Genomic DNA, 16,171 nt, shown 5'->3' on the forward strand with positions numbered 1-16,171 from the left:
TCGATATCACGCCAGCAAAGAGGTGGGAACTTTTAGTTCGTTATATGGGTACTCAAGATGTCTAATATTACGAGAGCGTTGGAGCCGCATTTTGCGGCCCCAAATAAGCACTAAGGACGTTTGATTACCAAACACATCGCTTGGCAAAGTGAAGTGGCTGAACCACCGTTTGTGCCCAGGTTGTGCGTTGGACCAGAAGCTTCAACAACCCATCGATCTGCTTTGGGATACACCCTGCAAGTTAAGCCACCTCGATTTGGATCACCGTGGCGATAAAATTCTGTTTTCACCAAGTAGCAACCCAAAGAGTTTTTGACTTTTGCAAGTGTTCCGCTTCCGACGTGCCCTGCGTTTGAGGATTGAACCGCATCATAAATCTTTGTTTCAATCGAAAATCCGGCGCTCACAGCTGAAGAAGACACAATATTCTCTGCAAGAGCTGGCATTATGGCTAATGGGCACAAAGCCACTGCAATGATAAATTTCTTCATAATTTCCTCCAAAACAATTTACACTGCAACTCTAGATTTTATTAAACTTTACCTAGAGTCAACTAAAATAGATTATCCAAGATGGTAAAATACGCCTTTTGATTGCAAATAACGTGGTGTTGGGACTAACGTTGTATTCCTTTCCAAAGTGAGAGGTTACTCCAAGCAAGACCGTTTCATGTCGCCATTACTGCGTTGCTTAGCAAACTAAGCGACACATCTAAATTCATGTTCCATATTGCAGGTTATGCGAGTCGATAGCTGGCGAATGGCCAAGCAAGGCCGCACAAAAAAGTCAACTCAGCTTTCTTCGATCTCAGGCCCCACTCATTTCCCTTTGTGATGCGTCGGATAAGGAAGACGCAATGACTGGCGCGCAACTTCATTTGTCATAAGTTAGTGGAGTTCCGGTGCGTGGTATTTGCGCCATTTGAAATTACTTTTTGAGATCTCCGATCCGGAGAATTAGAGGCTGGAACTGAGGCCTGGATTTTAAGGCGAGTTCCCACCTTGGTGAAAATGGCGGATTTCTGGGGGAAGTACCGAATTGAGGTGAAACGACTTCGTGTTTAAGGTGGAACTCTGGGATTTTCAATTATCTGCGTTGCCATCATCGTGAACAGACTGGAAATTCCTCTTAGATTGTTGCTTACTTTTGTTATTTGGACATAGATCTGAACATGAAATCGGTTCTCGTTAAGTGTGTATTTGAGAAAAAAAATAATGAGACTGGATGTGATATTACTTTCGCAAATGTATCAAATGAAGACTACGAGAAGTTCTTTAAAAGAATAGGTGAATTCGACTTTTCTTCGAAATCACATGACAATATGTACAACAGGAATTTTGATCAATCATTTGTTGAGGGTGTGCTTAAACTTACTGCAAGGTCTCTAGATTGCAAATTTTCTAAACGCGGTGGTTACTGGAACGATAATATCTCGACCTCGTTTTATACGATTTTGCGGCAAGACAGAGGCATGACACGCGTAGAAGGACGCGCTCCTGATTTCTTTGATCTGCTCAGAACGCTGGATAAAACGCTGGCGGAAATCGAAGAAAACATGCGTGGGATCAACGACCCCAGCGTGCGCGATGCTCGATTTAGGCAGGTACAAGCGAGTGTGAAAGCACTACGATGCTACACTGACAACGACAACGAAGATGCACCTGATGAAATACCTGCTGAGGCCGTTGAAACTACTCTCAGGCAGGTGCGAGATGCGGAAACAATGATTAGGGTTGGTGATACCCTTCAGAAACTGTTTGGGTCTGCAGCTAAGCTACTTGAAGCAATTCTTAAGTATTTTTAAGTGGTATGTCGTCAATACGTTTGATCTCCCGCCTTCAGCTTCAGATATTCTCGGACTTACTTGGTGATGCGGCGGTTGACGCTTGCTTTGAAGAAATCGAGAACACGGAGACTGTAGCAATTTTTGGTTGAAGCATGATTGTGTCTGCCGCTAGTGTAGGGTTGTTCAACCAAAGGTAAATTGGAGGAGGAAATGCGTTCTTTAATTCCTATTGTATTTCTTGCAGCAATTTCAACATCAGCGGCTGGTCAAGAACTCATCGTGGGTACTCTAAATGCGGAATCTGCATCGGACACAAATGAAATCGCTGTCTCTCAAGTGATCCGAGATGCAGGATTTGTAGATGTCTGGGCTTTCCAGGAGGTGGAAGACCTAGAAGCCTTGACCGAATACACAGTTGCCGCAGGTGCTGTTGGCGGACGAAAGTCCTTCCGACGTGAGTTGTCAACCAGCGGTGAAATCGGCTCCCAGCACCGGAAAAACGATCATTTGGGCATAGTTTATAACTCGTCGCGCCTTCGTCATGTCGAAACCGTTGAACTTCACGGTGTCCGGTCCAGACCCGGGACAGGACGTTTGGGGGATCCTGACTGGGGGCTTCGTGGTGTCCTATTCATGCGCTTCTTCGATCGCGATACGTCGACCGAATTCTATGTGGGAAATGTTCACTTGAAATGCTGCGGGGATGGCAAGGACACGCGCGCGCACCAAGCTGAAATCATCAAACAGTGGATCGAAAGATCGGATGTGCCGGTGATCCTTACGGGAGATTTCAACATTCCGGTGGAACCGGGTTCGACTGATGGCAACACCAGTTCGGATGCATTCCAGACGCTTGCATCCGTTTCAAAGTGGTTGGCACCTTCCAATCCAGTGAAAACGCAGTGTTCAGACAGGTTTGATTCAATGCTGGATTTGTTCTTCTTAACTGAGAATGCCGACATTGAGCCGATTGATGTCAAAATTCTTAATAGTGCTCCGGCTTATTGCGATGCTGAGAAATCGGGTGGACCTGACCACAGACCGGTATTGGCCCGATTTGCTCTCTAAGAGCGAATAATATTGTCAAATTCATGCTGAAATACGGTGGTTCTGAGAGAGCGTAACGCTCTCTCAGTTTTGGTGGGGTCCAATGGTTGTGCGCAGTTTTATTTTTTTTGTTTTTTCTTTCTTTCTTTCTATCCATTGCTGCGTTGGCGCAGAGTGATGGGCCGTCTGTCGATCAGTTGATTGGGGAGGCCATTCAGTCGGCGCGGACCAACCAATTGACGGCGGAGCGAGTGCTCTATGCCGCTGATCAGGCAATTGATGCGGCGGCTGTTATCGTCTCCTCAGTCAAGAATAACCGGCTGGTCCATACGGTGCTGAAGAGGCTGACAGCGCCGCTGGATTTGCCTGATAGGGACATATTTCAAAGAAGCTCTGGTGAAATCAGGACTGGTCGTCGGCAAAAAACCTTGGAAATGGCGGCGCGCGGTGGAGATTGGCGCGTGACTTCATTTGGCCCATATGGCCGAGACATACCGCTGCACAAGCGTGGCCAAATGAGATTTCCTTTTGAAATCAATCAATCGCTGATTTTTAAGGTGTAAACTTTTACCTCATTATATTGTGTTTGATATGTATCTCACATGTCGCGCAGGAGGGAGCCGATCGCAGTGTCCGAGTTGTTCTATCAGTCGAAAAATGGGGCATCTCGTAGGACAGTTTGCATCGGTGTGGTAGCACTGGAGAAGTGTGATTTGTGCGGTCAGACCAGCACGGTTATGCGGTGCGATACTTCCGATGAAGAGCATGCAGCGTCACAGATCTGCAAGAGCTGCATAGAACGCGCCTTTAGGGCTGGTTATTTCGAGAAGCACGACTAAAGATAAAACGGGTCCTGCAAACGGCTAACTTGTGGAGATCGCATGTCGCAGAACCCGTGTGCGACTGTATGTTTCGCATTTGCAAGATTATCGGCGCTGGGTAAACAAACTATTTCCACCTTTTTGACGGTCATTCGACTGAATTCATAGGGAGCTTAGTTCATGGGCGAGGTGGTTCCTGCCTTTTGCAAAAAGACTCGCGAGAAAACAATTCGAGACTGCATTAATATCATCCAGCTATATCTCGATTTTGTTTTGGCTGAGCGTAATTGCGATTCGCCAGATACGTGCAGAGACTGGGATGCTGGTCGTGCACTTGGGGCATCCGCCGTCCGCATGGAACTCTACGCGTTGCTCGACGAAGGAAGTGCATACACTTTCTCTACTAAACGTCAAAAACAGCTCAATAGTATTTCTGCTTTCGTGTCTGAACTACCTGGTGACAGTGTGTTGAACTTCAAGGAAGTTCTAAGGATTTTGGATGACGAACAGGAGTGACTTGACGGGCGATGAGATGCCGAGCCAACCGTTTATCTTCGGTGGTTGTTCTATTCAAAACAGTATCGTCACATCCAACCGCAGAGTTGAATACTACCTAAATTTCATTTCACGGTTGCATTTGGTCGTGCTACCTTCGCTTAGTGATAAGGGGTGATGCGTCAATAAGTTGAAAATTGGGGTTGGAAGTGATTAGAGCACTCAGTTTTTTTGCAGTCTCACTTTTTCTGGCATTTGCGGCGATAGCGAAAGATGAGGAGAACGCCGCTGAACTCGAGTACCTGATAGCGGAAACGGAGCGATCCGCGAGAACAAATCAACTCTCAGCTGAACGGGTTCTTTTTGCTACGGGGCAGGCGATAGATGCCGCATCCTTCATTGTGTCGTCAGTGGAAGTCGATCGCCTCATCCATACTGAGTTGAGGCGACTTGCATCTCGAATACCTGGAGTGCGCGCGATCATCGTCATAGGGCCTGACGGGCAACTAAAGCACGATAGTTACAAGTTCCCGACTACCGAGCTTGATCTCGCGGATCGGAGCTATTTCAAGGAAGCTCTTTCGTCTTCTGATCTGATCATTGGCAAGCAGGTTATTGGACGTTCATCTGGAACCAACTTTGTACCAATCGTGAAACGGATAGGTGACCTGACTTATGTTGCGGTCACAGCGCCTTTTGCAATCGTCGATCTTCAAAGTGAATGCGGTGATTGCTGGTCAATGGCGCTGCAGCCGGACGGGTCAATCGTGTCCATGTTTCCACCCGAAACAGACTTCATGCCGCGGCTTATCAAGCGAACCGCTCACAGCATGGCTGCGAACGGCTCAACCATAGTAAAGTTTCAGCATTCAATATTTGCTGTTGCTTGGAGAAAGAGCCCAGATTTCCCGCTGATCAGTGTCAGCGTCAGGGGGCTGCCGGACACGGCATCTGTCGACGTCGATGTGAACTAAGAAACGGCGCACAGTGTCGACCTGGTTGATAGGGTTCCAGTCGCTTTCGTTGTGCGCTCTCATCCAGTGTGTGGATGCTGGTTCTCCGGTCGACACTGAAGCCAAAGCAGCAAGCTTTGCCATTTCATCATTCGGAACACGGTCAGTTGTATAAGCGAAATACACGGCGGTAAGCGCCGATCCAAATGCCATATGAAAACTAACCTTAATTGCACTTCGTAACAGGCTGTTCTTGTCAGCTACGCCATCTGTAATAACCTGACGCAGTATGTTCTCACGCATATCTCCCCCCATGCAACTTTAGGCGGTTGCAATTTAAAGGGGAGCTAGATTGTTGTCTACTATTTATGGTGTTAGGGAAGCTGTTCAATCTGACGTAAAGATCATCTCGGAAATCCACGTTCGTTGCTGGCGGGAAGTCTATTCCTTCATGCCTTGGAAAGTGCATGTCGCAAGGGATGTTGGGTACCGCCAAAACCAATGGACGAAATGGTTTGAATGTAAGCCAGAACAGTCCAACTTGTTTGCGCTCGAATGTGACGACACCGTTATTGGTTTTGCGATGTCGAAGCCAAACGATGATCCTGTATTAGACGTCCCAGGCGAATTGCATGCTTGCTATGTTCTTCCGGAGTATCGCGGGACGAGCATTGGTCCATTAGGCCTTATGGCGATCGCATCATTCCTGAAGGATAAGGGCTTGTGGCCCAGTTGCCTTTGGGCGTTTCAATCGAACCCTTATAGGCGGATTTATCCATTTCTCGGCTGCAAGCCTGAGATCTTCCGTGATCGGGTAATAGCAGGCGTAGGATTGCCCGAAGTTGGCTACAGGGTGACAGACTACAATAGTCTCATGTCTCGCCTTGACCGGATGCGCGCTTCTGCTGCTCAGCATCAAACTGGATCACTTCAGAAACAGCGTCGTCTTTTAGGTCTTCGCGGGTGAGGAGGTAATCAAACATCTCCAAAAATTTATCTGCAAATGCATCAGGCTTGGTTCTTCGCGGGAGTTGCTCCCAATAGGTTTCCGCGATGTTCCAAACGTAGCGCCTTATGTCGCGGAGCGAGGCGTCCTTAACCACCACCTCCGTTTTCCTTAGAACATCACCATCCCCAATGGCCAACCACTCTACTGAAACGCCAGTGTGTTTTGCAATTTCAACCAGAGCAGAGACCTTCGGCTCAGTTGACCCTTTTGCGTAGTTGTACATGGTCGCGCGCTTTACACCGGCGGCGTTAGCCAGAGCGTCTAAGCCACCGATCTTATCTGCTGCAAACTTTATTCGCTGCCCAAGTGTTTTCATCAGCGCACGCAAAAAATTGGAAAGTCTAATCTTTTAGATTGACTAAATCCAATTTTTTAGACTACCTTCCTATTTGTCGGCGCGAGTAGTCGCGCCGAGTTGTCACACACAAAGTCCAAAGAAAACGGCTTGCTGCAACAAGCCGTTTTCACGACAGAGAGGCTCATATGGCGAAACCAAAACACAGTCCGCCAGATGGATGGGACCGATTTTCCATCACCGCCGAAATTCACCGTCAAGGGATGACTTTCGGAGAGCTGGCAAAACGCGCAGGCATCACAATCAAATCGTTTTCCCAGGTCTGGACGAGGGCAAACCGCAAAGCCGAAAAGGCAATCGCGGATTTTCTCAACCTGGAACCTGAGGACCTGTGGCCTGACCGTTATCCGATCCGTTCCGCTCGAATCCTTTCTAGCAAACATGAGGCTGGTGCCGCTAGCCAGAAAGCGGCGTCTGCCCCAGACAGGAAAGCTGCGTGATGTCAGTCATCCGTCAATCCGGCTTGTCCGTGCTGACAATGCTTTCCGGCCAGGGGAGGGGCATATGATCTCTTTTCTCAGCCTTCTTGTGAGCATCGCCACGACAATCGCCTTCGTGTTCGTCGTTCTGATGATGCTGACATGTCTGTGCCGCGCAAAAGCCGCCAAGCAGGCAGACAGAAATGGGGGCTTCTGAACCCGTTTCAATCAATTTCCCCGCGTTCATCGGCACATCCTTGAACCTGCGGGAAACGCGTCACCTGCGTGAGTGGTGAGACCCGGCGCTGCCGTATCTGGCCTCCTGTTGGTGGCCACCTCCCTGAAAACTTGCCGGGCGGCGTCCGTGCTGCCGCCCGGGCTTTTTCAAACAGCAATTGAGGTCCATTTTGAGCGCGTATCAGTCCATCAAGATTTCCCTGATCGACATTCCTGAAGGCCGACTTCGGGATGTGAACCAGGACTGGGCCGAATGCCTTGCCGGTATGTTTGTTGAAACCGGTCAGAAGACACCCATCGACGTTGTTGCGTCGGGAAAGAAATTCACCCTGGTTGCCGGGGCGCATCGCCTGACGGCGGCCAAGCTTTCCAAATGGAAAGAGATTGATGCCCGCATTCTGGAGCCTGAGGGCGATCAGGTAGCGGACGATCTGCGCCTTCATGAGATTTTGGAGAACCTGGGCCGCAAGGATTTCAACGCTCTGGAACGGTGCGAAGCCTTCCATGAAATGAAACGCATCTATGAGGCGAAGCACCCCGAAGCTAAGAACGGCGGTGACCGCAGGAGTAAAGCCGCACAAAACCAGCGCAAAAACCAGAACGCAATTTTTGCGTTCTGTTCTTCAGCCAAGGAAAGCACTGGCCTTTCGCGCCGCTCTGTCGAATTGGCCATTCAGACTTTCGAAGGTCTTGCACTTGAAACACGCGAACGCCTGAAAGGCACTTCCTTCGCATCGAAGCAATCCGATTTGAAGGCGTTGGCCGGTCTTGATGGTGAAGGGCAGAAACGAGTCCTGGACATGCTGCTGGCTGATCCGCCGCGTGCATCTACGATTACTGATGCCATCGCCTTTTTCGAGGACAAACCGCCCCTGACGGACAGCGAGAAGCGGTTCCGCACCGTCTGCGACTATCTCCCCAATCTTCCTCCTGCCAGCCGCCGCAACGTCTTCCGCCAGCACAAGAAGGAAATCGTCGCCCTGGTGAAACAGGAGGGCTGGATTGATGAGTAAGTCCCGCGATGAATTCACGCTCGATCTTTTCAGGGATTGGGTTCCGCCGCGTGTCTCGGTCGGGTTTGAAGACGGTGTCATCACAGGCAACCGGCTTGCCTCCCGGATCAGCCGCGCCGTTGCAAAGGTGACCAAGGACTGCGATCTCAGCCGGCCGGACATTGCCGGGCGCATGAGCGAGTTTCTGGGTAGCAAGGTCACCACGGCCATGCTGGAAACCTACGCCTCTGAGGCCAAGACCGGCAACAACATCACGGTTGAACGCTTCATTGCGTTGATCCAGGCGACCGGCAAAACCGAGCTGCTCGGGTTCATTGCCGATGAGTTCGATCTCGCCGTGATCCCGCGCCGCTATGAGAACGTGATCCATCTGGCCTTGATCGAGGATCACGAGCGCATGGTCGCCACCCAGAAGAAAACCCTTCAAATGAAAATCCGGGGATCCAAATGAAACTCTGGCTCACCGCCCAGGAGATTGCCGATCTTGCGTTGGACGGGTTTCCGTCCAGCAAGCGCGGTGTCCAGAAACTTGCCGATCGGGAAGATTGGGCAGCAACCGGCCTTTGTCAGAAGCGCGAAGGCCGGGAAGGGGGCGGTGGCCTTGAATATCACATTGACCTTTTCCCGCTTGCTCAGCGGCTCGATTATGCCGCCTTGTTCATTGAGGTGCAGCACGACGACTACATCACCGAGACGTCCAATGAGCTGACCCGGCGCGAACTCAGTGCCCGCGATGCCAAGCTGATTGTCCTGAAAGTTGCCGAACGCTTCCGCAACACCAGCGGCATGGGGGCGAGCGCGTCCGATCATCTCTTTGCCAGTCTCTATGAGGCAGGCAAGGTGCCGGTGCCGGATTGGGTGAAAGAAATCGTCAAACGGGTTTCCTCACGCAGTTTGTCACGCTGGCGGGGCCAAGCGAAACAGGACATCAATTCGCTTGGGGCGGACCCATCCAAAGCCCGGAAAGGGACTGGTGTCCTCGACCGGGCCGAAGGTGGCCGGGTCCGCAACTTCTGTCTGGCGATTTATGCGTCTAACCAGTTCTTTTCCGCTGAACACATTCGTAATGCCGCCAAAGGCGAGTTTGGCAACATTCTTTCAGTCGGTGATAAGCGCGTGCCATTGCCGCCTTTAAGGACCTTTCAAAACGCCCTTAAAGGCTGGAAAAACGACTATAAAAACGAGCTGTTGAAGATCACGGACCCGGATGCTTATCGGTCCACAGTCCGGTTTTCCGCCACCGGTGCCAACCGCGTTTCCCGATTAAATGAGAAATGGGAAATCGACGCTTCGCCCGTCGATGCCATGACCACCGATGGCCGCAAGAACCTCTATATGGCGATCGACCTTTTTTCGCGCCGTATCGTCATTCTGATCACCGACACGCCACGTGCGGCCGCTGTCGGCATGCTGATCCGCAAGTGTTTGCTTGAATGGGGCGTGCCCGAACTGATCAAGACCGATAACGGCTCTGATTTTGTTGCGCGGGCGACCGTTCAATTGCTGGATGCGCTTGGCATTGAACAGGAATTGTCAGCGCCTTACAGCCCGCAGCAAAAAGGCACTGTTGAACGGGTCATTGGCACATTTCAGCGCAAGTTTGTGGCGACGCTGCCAGGTTTCATTGGCCACTCTGTTGCCGATCGGAAAGTGATCGAGGCACGCAAGTCGTTTTCAGCCCGGCTCGGAACGGATGACGCCAAGCTGTTCCAGGTTGATCTCAGCACTGCCGAGCTGCAGCAAGAGGCTGACCGTTGGTGTCGTGAAGAATATGCCCATACGCCGCATGAGGGCCTGAAACGCAAAACACCGCATGAAGTGGCGCAAGCCTGGACAGGTGAGGTGAGGGCGATCAGCGATCAAGCGAGCCTTGATGTGTTGCTTGCGCCGATTGCGGGCAAGGACGGTCTCAGAAAGGTCACCAAGCAGGGCGTGAAGGTGGACGGCGAATACTACATGCCGTTTGGCGTGATGCCCGGCACGGATGTTTTCTGCCGTCATGACCCGGCTGATCTCGGGCGGCTCTGGCTGTTTGAACCGGATGGCGAGACGTATTTAGGGGAAGCCGTCAATCCGGATCTTGCTGGTATGGATCCAGCCGAGACTGTCGCCAAGGTCCGCGCCATGCAGAAGGCCGTTGAAGAAGAGCGCTCTGCGGCGATCCGTATGGAAAAACGCCGGATCAACCCACGCACCGTCATGGAGCATCAACGTGCCGCTTATCAGCACAATGCCGATGTCCTGAGCTTCCCGCAAAAGCATACCGAGCACGAAACCTCTAAAACGCTGGCTGCCAGTGAAGTCTGCAAGAAACGCGCCCCGCGTGAATTGGATGCGCGGGAAGCGGCCATGATGGAAAGCCTTCAGGCTGACAGGCCGACAGTTTCCTCAAAACCCACTGCCAACGTTCACACACTTGCCACGCTGGAAACACCGGAAAGCCGGTTCCAGCGCGCCTTGCAATTCGAACAGCGTCTGAGTGAAGGCACTGCGCTTTCAGATGAGGACGCACTTTGGCTGACCGGCTATCAGGCCGGACCGGAATACCGCGCTCACAAGATGATCTGGGAAGACACTGTCGAGCGCCTGAAACGCGTACCGCCCGCGTCGTAATGGGCAAGAAAATGGCCCTAAAGGTGGCAGCCTTCGGGGCCGGTATTTCAGAAGTAACGGAGAAAGACATGAACGACAGAAACACATCTGTCAATCCGGGCGGTTTAGCGGCCCTCAAGAACGTGGCGCGGTTTCTTGCCCTGGTCGAGCGTCTTGTCGATCGCGGACCGCACCTTCCGGGCCTTGGCGTCTTTCACGGGTTTTCCGGTTACGGCAAATCCTATGCGTCGCTCTATGCCTGGAACAAACGGGATGCCCTGCGTCTTGAAATCGGGGACAGCTGGACCCGCAAGAAGTTCCTGGAAAAGCTGCTGGCAGAAGCGGACATCAAACCAGCCAAGCGGACGATCGCGGATCTGACGGAAGAAGCGATCATGGCCCTTGGGGATGATCACAATCGTCCGCTGATCATTGATGAGGCTGACAAGCTTGCTGACAAGGGCATGCTGGAACTCGTGCGCGAGATCCAGGAGCACAGTCAGGTGCCGGTCTTGCTGATTGGCGAAGAGCAGTTGCCGGCCAAGATCATGAAGGTCGAGCGTGTCCATAATCGGGTCCTTGATTGGGTGCCGGCAGAACCTTGCGACCTGAGCGATGCGAGAGCGCTTGCCGATCTCTTTTGCCCGGAACTCACGCTGACAGACGATCTTCTAACTGAAGTTGTCGGGCACACCAAAGGTGTTGCGAGGCGCATCGTCGTCAATCTGACCCGCATGCAGGAGTATGGCCGCAACCATCGCAAAGACGCCTTTGACGCAGGTGCTTTCGAACGCGGCTGGTTCTTCACCAGTGAGCCACCTCGGCGCGGTGAGAGGAGGGTTGCCTGATGTCCATCCAGCTAGAATTGCGGGTGACGGCGGGCAAACCGATCTATCGCGGTCACGATCACTACTGGAGCGTAATCCGGGATCTGGGCAAGAACGCGCATTTCACCAAGTTCGAAATTGCACAGCGCTGCAATGATCCGACCGACAAGTGCATTGACGACTTTCTGGGACGGCTGAAAAAGGCCGGCTTCATCGAAACCGTCAAGACGACATATGGCCCAACTGCGAAGAACGGCCGGGCACGGCGGGATGTCTATCGGCTTGTGCGCAGGCCAGCTACAACGCCGCTGCTCAACCGCGATGGCACTGTGGGCATTCAGAGCCTGGGGCAGGCCAACATGTGGAAGGCCATGCGAGCTGTCAGCCAATTCAACAAACACGAACTGGCTGTTGTTGCCACAACCGACGAAGTCACCGTATCGGTGGAGACAGCGTCCCGCTACGCACGCCTGCTTGATCAGGCCGGGTATCTTCAGGTGCTCAAAGCCGGCGGGCCGGGAGTGCCCCGGGTCTGGCGCTTGAAACCCTCCATGAACACCGGTCCGAAAGCGCCGAAAATCCTGCGCTCCAAGATGGTCTATGACAGCAACCGTATGGAGATCATGGGTAGACCTCAAGCAGAGGAGTGCGCAGCATGACCGATCTCACGATGCTGGAAAAGGCAAGTGCCGCCTGGGGCGGTGTTGCTCCCGATTGGATTGAGGAGCTTGCTGATATGGCGGAACGGCGTGGATTGAACGCCTGCGCCACGCAGCTCGGCTATTCGTCGGCAACCATCAGCCAGACGATTTCAAACAAGTACCGGGGTGATCTTTCCAAGATCGAAGACAAGGTGCGTGGCGCACTGATGGGCAAAACCGTCATGTGTCCGATCCTGGGTGAGCTTGGCCGTCACAAATGCCTTAACTGGCAAACCAAGCCACGCGCCATCACCAATGCCACCCGGACGAAAATGTATCACGCTTGCCGGAATGGCTGCCCACACTCGCGGCTGAAAGGAGGCGGCAATGTCTCTTAGCAGCGACTTGAAGATGCTGTTTGACCAGTTGGATCAACGCAAAAGCTCAAGTGGCGAATTGCACCTGTCCGCAGCAACCGTGGAGCTGGTCGAGTTTGTGTTTCGCGATGCCATTCAGCTTGCGCGGCAACTGGAGGCCAACGCCGTCCGACGCGATCCTGTCGTGCTCGATCTTTCCGATCCGAAGATCGAGGTCTTCCCTAAGGCCAAGCGCCCCAAGGTCGTTCCGATCCGCCCGACAGACGATGGAGGGGCTGCTTAACATGTCCAGCCTCACCAACCCGTGCCCGTATGTGTTGAGTGAGATCCAAGCCTTGCGCGTTCGCCGCGAAGCGTTGTTGCGCGAGGCTGACAAGCACCGGTACCGCCTGCACCGGTTGCGTTCCCTTCAGACGCAAATTCAGCAGGCGACCACTGACCTTTTGGAACTCGAACTGGAACATGCCGTGCTTTTGCAAGCCGCATCAAAAGCACCGAAATGCCCGGAACCGCTGGGCGACGCAGGTGTTGTTGGTGGCGGAAGCCAGGGCCGACTACCTTACAAGGACTAACGTCATGAACGCCTATGCCAAGATCCATGTCCTCAAACGCAATGCCGGCCTGGACGAAGACAGCTACCGGGACTTGCTTGAGCGGGAAACGGGGAAGCGGTCCAGCAAGGGCATGACAGCCGCTGAACAGCGGAAAGCCATTCGCGCCATTGAACGGCTGTTGCCGGAAACAAATACAGCTAAACAAGGCACAGAGCGCGCCACCGGACCTTTTGCCAAGAAACTGCAGGCGCTCTGGATTGCCGGGTACAATCTTGGTGTCGTCAAGAACAAGTCCGATGCGGCCATGCTCGCATTCCTGAAGCGGCAAACCGGCCTTGATCATCATCGTTTCTTGCAGGACGGCCGGGACGCCAACAAGGCCATTGATGCCTTGAAACTCTGGATCAGGCGAGTGACCGGCAACGAAGAGCTGTTCACTAGGGATCTGTCTCTGCCGCTGCTCTACAACGACTTTCGGTTCCAGATCTGCCTACATCTTTGGTCGGAGCTTTTGAAGTTTGAGTGCGCGCCGGCTCGCAGTCTTACAGAATGGATGATCGGCAAGTTTCTGAAGAATGACTTTGCCAAATTGTCAGACCGGGAATGGATCCAGGCCATGAATTGCCTTGGCCAGCACTACCGGGCGAAGCTCTGATGATCCCGGCCCACATCGAAACCTATGTCGAGGTTCTCGGAGAAGAGCTCGCCATTGCATTCTTCCTGCAATTTGGTGGCAGTGAGCTTTACCTCTCCAAGGCTCCCAAACATGCCATGGCACTGGAATTGACGGGCAAGGACAAATTGACGATGCTAGCCGAACGGCTCGGGCCCGGTCACATCCGCATTCCAATTCCTAAGGAATGGATTGCAGAGCAGTTTTTGAACCGAGGCCGCTCAAAGGCCGATATTGCGCGCGCGCTCCATGTCGATCAACGCACCATTGGCCGATGGTTTGCAAAAGCCGCTGATCGCAATCAACCCGGTCTCTTTGATATTTGACGATCCGCCCCGGCACCCGCCGGGGTGAGAAGAAATCCCAGAATTCGCCATCCTTGCCCGCATTCGCAGCGCTGTGTCGCTGCCGGTTTTCAAGGATCACCTGAGGCGAAAGCGGGATCAATGTCCACCATCATCAAGAAGCTCCGGCAGGGCGGTGGCCAGCCGAGCGATGGCAGTGTCATCAGCTTGGCCGCTGCCCGCATGGAATGCGAGGAAGCCATTCTTCACGCCATCCTGGAAGTTGAAGCCAAGGGCCGTGCCTTTGATAATGAGGGCCGCCTGATCATCCTTCCCGAAAAGCATGTGTTCTGGCGTGAGCTGCCGAAGGCATTGCGAGCCAAAGCCAAGCGTTTGGGCCTTGCCGTTCGCAAGTGGTCGCGTGCCAACTACAAAGGCTTGGGCAGTTCCGGCTCGGATGCCCGTTGGGACCAACTTGAAGCCATGGCCCGACTGCATGAAACAGCCGGGCTTCGATCCGCGTCCTATGGCGGTCCTCAGATCATGGGGTTCAATGCCGAGCTTTGCGGCTATCCAACCGTGCAGGAATTTGTGCTGGCTCTGGCGGAAACCGAAGCTGCCCAGGCTGAAGCCTTCCTGACCTATCTGGAAAAGGTTGGTCTGTTGCAGGCCATTCGCGATCGGGATTGGCGAGCCATTGCCCGGCGCTACAACGGCCCTGGTCAAGTCACTCGTTATGCCGGCATGATGAAATCAGCCTATGAACGGATCACAAAGAAATCCGGACGCGGCGTTGGTTTCAACTCAAGTCTCTTGCGGCTCGGCTCGGACGGCTACCGGGTCAAAGCCTTGCAGGAACGCCTTGTCGCGCTCGGCTATCACGTCAAGCCGGACGGGGACTTCGGTCCGGCCACCCGCCGTCAGGTGGTTGCCTTTCAGGTGGACAATGGCTTGTCACCTGACGGTGTTGTTGGTCAGAAGACTTCCGAGCAGCTTGAAAGCGCTGTGCCGATCAACAGTCAGCCCGGTGGCACTCGGGACAATCTGACCGTCAAGGATCTCAGAACATCCGGCTCTCAGACAATCAAACAGGCCGACCGGTTGACCGGTCTTGGTGTCGGTGCGCTTGTGACGGGTGGCGCTGCAACGGTGATCGAAGAGATCGGCGGCGCTGCCGGTATTGAAACCCTGAAGGGACTGTCTAACAGCATCCAGCAGGTTTCAGCTTTGATTGAGCCGGTGTTTCAACTTATCGGCAACAACAAGTGGCTTGCCCTGGTTGCGATCGGCGTTGCCGTTTTCATGCTCGCTCGCAACATCAAATTGCGCCGGCTGCATGATGCCAGGGAATGGAGGCATGTCGGCTGATGTTTCTCTTGTCCTGGATACTTAAGTTTGCCAGCTCCGGTTTGGTCGACAAAGCGCTGCTCTACATGGAGCGCAAAGCCGTGCAGGGAAATGAGCGTGAGCGGATCAAATCCCAGACCACGATCGAAGTTGTCCGGTCTGCCGTTCAAGAAACTCGCATCATGGCGGACCTGCAAAAGTCGAAGTTTGAATATGTTCTTTATTGGGTTTTTGCCGGCTTGTTTGTCCTGCCGCTCGGCTTTTGGTGGGCAGCTCTCATCCTGGATAGCGTGTTCCTGTTTGGGTGGGGCGTTGACACAGTTCCCATCCTTGAAGATTGGGGCGGTCAGATGATCCGCTGGCTTTTCTACACCAGCACCGTTGTCGGTGCGATCAAGATGCTGAAGTGAGGCCGGATGCTCGGAGACCTGAAGAACTGGCTCGGTGTCGCGGCAATCGTCATTTCCCTGCTGACCTCGATCTATGCCTGGTTGACGTCCAAGGCCAAAGCCAACGCGGAACATTTAAAGGCCGTTGACGCCAAGCTCATTGATCACGATCGCAGGGTCCAGGAGCTTGAAAGCGAAATGAAGCACCTGCCGGACAAGGACGATGTCAACGACCTCAAGCTTTCGATCGCCGAGTTGCGCGGCACGGTCGGTAGGCTGGACGAAAGCCTCAGCGGTGTTTCCAGGACGGTGCGACGGGTTGAGGGATATCTCATGAAGGAGGGCGATTGAC

At 53.1% G+C, this 16,171-nt stretch carries 23 protein-coding genes; 21 read left to right on the forward strand and 2 right to left on the reverse strand.

All coding sequences use genetic code 11. The features are described 5' to 3' along the window. Nucleotides 1–110: 110 nt before the first annotated feature. The gene (locus tag K1718_RS13170) at nt 111–491 is read right to left on the reverse strand and encodes a hypothetical protein (protein ID WP_265682321.1); all 381 of its coding nucleotides are present in this window, start codon (nt 489–491) and stop codon (nt 111–113) included. A gap of 680 nt (nt 492–1,171) precedes the next feature. Here K1718_RS13170 and K1718_RS13175 point away from each other — a divergent pair. The 6 genes from K1718_RS13175 to K1718_RS27545 all read left to right on the forward strand — a co-directional run bounded on the left by K1718_RS13175 (nt 1,172) and on the right by K1718_RS27545 (nt 6,069). Then, complete coding sequence (locus K1718_RS13175) at nt 1,172–1,804, forward strand: hypothetical protein (RefSeq protein WP_265682320.1); 633 nt, start codon at nt 1,172–1,174, stop codon at nt 1,802–1,804. 192 nt (nt 1,805–1,996) lie between these two features. Beyond that, nucleotides 1,997–2,854, forward strand: a complete 858-nt coding sequence (locus K1718_RS13180) for an endonuclease/exonuclease/phosphatase family protein (protein ID WP_265682319.1) — start codon at nt 1,997–1,999, stop codon at nt 2,852–2,854. Nucleotides 2,855–2,940: 86 nt separating this feature from the next. Continuing rightward, on the forward strand, nt 2,941–3,396 hold the full coding sequence (locus K1718_RS13185; RefSeq protein WP_265682317.1) for a hypothetical protein: 456 nt from the start codon (nt 2,941–2,943) through the stop codon (nt 3,394–3,396). Between the two features lie 438 nt (nt 3,397–3,834). Continuing rightward, a complete protein-coding gene (locus K1718_RS13190; RefSeq protein ID WP_265682316.1) occupies nt 3,835–4,170 on the forward strand; it encodes a hypothetical protein in 336 nt (111 codons plus the stop codon). Between the two features lie 188 nt (nt 4,171–4,358). Beyond that, nucleotides 4,359–5,123: a PDC sensor domain-containing protein gene (locus tag K1718_RS13195; RefSeq protein ID WP_265682315.1), complete on the forward strand. Its 765-nt coding sequence runs from the start codon at nt 4,359–4,361 to the stop codon at nt 5,121–5,123. A gap of 430 nt (nt 5,124–5,553) precedes the next feature. Further along, nucleotides 5,554–6,069: a GNAT family N-acetyltransferase gene (locus K1718_RS27545; RefSeq protein ID WP_418068134.1), complete on the forward strand. Its 516-nt coding sequence runs from the start codon at nt 5,554–5,556 to the stop codon at nt 6,067–6,069. Here K1718_RS27545 and K1718_RS13200 read toward each other — a convergent pair. Then, nucleotides 5,975–6,427 (reverse strand): helix-turn-helix domain-containing protein, encoded by a 453-nt coding sequence (locus K1718_RS13200; protein ID WP_265682313.1) that lies wholly within the window; start codon nt 6,425–6,427, stop codon nt 5,975–5,977. The two genes, K1718_RS27545 and K1718_RS13200, sit on opposite strands and share 95 nt — an antisense overlap. A 167-nt stretch (nt 6,428–6,594) precedes the next feature. Between K1718_RS13200 and K1718_RS13205 the strand changes: the two genes are divergently transcribed. From K1718_RS13205 to K1718_RS13275, 15 genes are all read left to right on the forward strand, one after another. Further along, nucleotides 6,595–6,906: a helix-turn-helix domain-containing protein gene (locus K1718_RS13205; RefSeq protein ID WP_265682311.1), complete on the forward strand. Its 312-nt coding sequence runs from the start codon at nt 6,595–6,597 to the stop codon at nt 6,904–6,906. 64 nt (nt 6,907–6,970) lie between these two features. Next, nucleotides 6,971–7,102, forward strand: a complete 132-nt coding sequence (locus tag K1718_RS13210; RefSeq protein ID WP_265682309.1) for a hypothetical protein — start codon at nt 6,971–6,973, stop codon at nt 7,100–7,102. A 190-nt stretch (nt 7,103–7,292) separates the two neighbouring features. Continuing rightward, nucleotides 7,293–8,135 (forward strand): ParB N-terminal domain-containing protein, encoded by an 843-nt coding sequence (locus K1718_RS13215; protein WP_265682307.1) that lies wholly within the window; start codon nt 7,293–7,295, stop codon nt 8,133–8,135. Then, the gene (locus K1718_RS13220; RefSeq protein ID WP_265682304.1) at nt 8,128–8,586 is read left to right on the forward strand and encodes a hypothetical protein; all 459 of its coding nucleotides are present in this window, start codon (nt 8,128–8,130) and stop codon (nt 8,584–8,586) included. Before K1718_RS13215 ends, K1718_RS13220 begins: the two co-directional genes overlap by 8 nt. After that, complete coding sequence (locus tag K1718_RS13225) at nt 8,583–10,748, forward strand: DDE-type integrase/transposase/recombinase (RefSeq protein WP_265682302.1); 2,166 nt, start codon at nt 8,583–8,585, stop codon at nt 10,746–10,748. Before K1718_RS13220 ends, K1718_RS13225 begins: the two co-directional genes overlap by 4 nt. A 68-nt stretch (nt 10,749–10,816) precedes the next feature. Continuing rightward, entirely contained in the window at nt 10,817–11,575 is a 759-nt protein-coding gene (locus K1718_RS13230) for an AAA family ATPase (RefSeq protein ID WP_265682301.1), read from the forward strand. Then, nucleotides 11,575–12,213, forward strand: a complete 639-nt coding sequence (locus tag K1718_RS13235; RefSeq protein ID WP_265682299.1) for a hypothetical protein — start codon at nt 11,575–11,577, stop codon at nt 12,211–12,213. Before K1718_RS13230 ends, K1718_RS13235 begins: the two co-directional genes overlap by 1 nt. Further along, the gene (locus K1718_RS13240; protein WP_265682297.1) at nt 12,210–12,593 is read left to right on the forward strand and encodes a transcriptional regulator; all 384 of its coding nucleotides are present in this window, start codon (nt 12,210–12,212) and stop codon (nt 12,591–12,593) included. Before K1718_RS13235 ends, K1718_RS13240 begins: the two co-directional genes overlap by 4 nt. Beyond that, a complete protein-coding gene (locus K1718_RS13245; RefSeq protein ID WP_265682295.1) occupies nt 12,583–12,855 on the forward strand; it encodes a hypothetical protein in 273 nt (90 codons plus the stop codon). Before K1718_RS13240 ends, K1718_RS13245 begins: the two co-directional genes overlap by 11 nt. Before the next feature lies 1 nt (nt 12,856). Then, entirely contained in the window at nt 12,857–13,144 is a 288-nt protein-coding gene (locus K1718_RS13250) for a gas vesicle protein V (RefSeq protein WP_265682294.1), read from the forward strand. Nucleotides 13,145–13,148: 4 nt separating this feature from the next. Further along, nucleotides 13,149–13,781: a regulatory protein GemA gene (locus K1718_RS13255; RefSeq protein ID WP_265682293.1), complete on the forward strand. Its 633-nt coding sequence runs from the start codon at nt 13,149–13,151 to the stop codon at nt 13,779–13,781. Further along, entirely contained in the window at nt 13,781–14,125 is a 345-nt protein-coding gene (locus K1718_RS13260) for a hypothetical protein (RefSeq protein WP_265682292.1), read from the forward strand. The genes K1718_RS13255 and K1718_RS13260 overlap by 1 nt, the downstream gene beginning before the upstream one ends. A gap of 120 nt (nt 14,126–14,245) precedes the next feature. Then, complete coding sequence (locus K1718_RS13265; protein WP_265682291.1) at nt 14,246–15,451, forward strand: N-acetylmuramidase domain-containing protein; 1,206 nt, start codon at nt 14,246–14,248, stop codon at nt 15,449–15,451. Beyond that, nucleotides 15,451–15,840, forward strand: coding sequence for a hypothetical protein (locus K1718_RS13270; RefSeq protein ID WP_265682289.1), 390 nt, complete (start codon nt 15,451–15,453; stop codon nt 15,838–15,840). The genes K1718_RS13265 and K1718_RS13270 overlap by 1 nt, the downstream gene beginning before the upstream one ends. Before the next feature lie 6 nt (nt 15,841–15,846). After that, a complete protein-coding gene (locus K1718_RS13275; RefSeq protein WP_265682287.1) occupies nt 15,847–16,170 on the forward strand; it encodes a DUF2730 family protein in 324 nt (107 codons plus the stop codon). The last annotated feature ends 1 nt before the right edge of the window (nt 16,171 follow it).

This window comes from Roseibium porphyridii, from assembly GCF_026191725.2.
Classification (GTDB): domain Bacteria; phylum Pseudomonadota; class Alphaproteobacteria; order Rhizobiales; family Stappiaceae; genus Roseibium; species Roseibium porphyridii.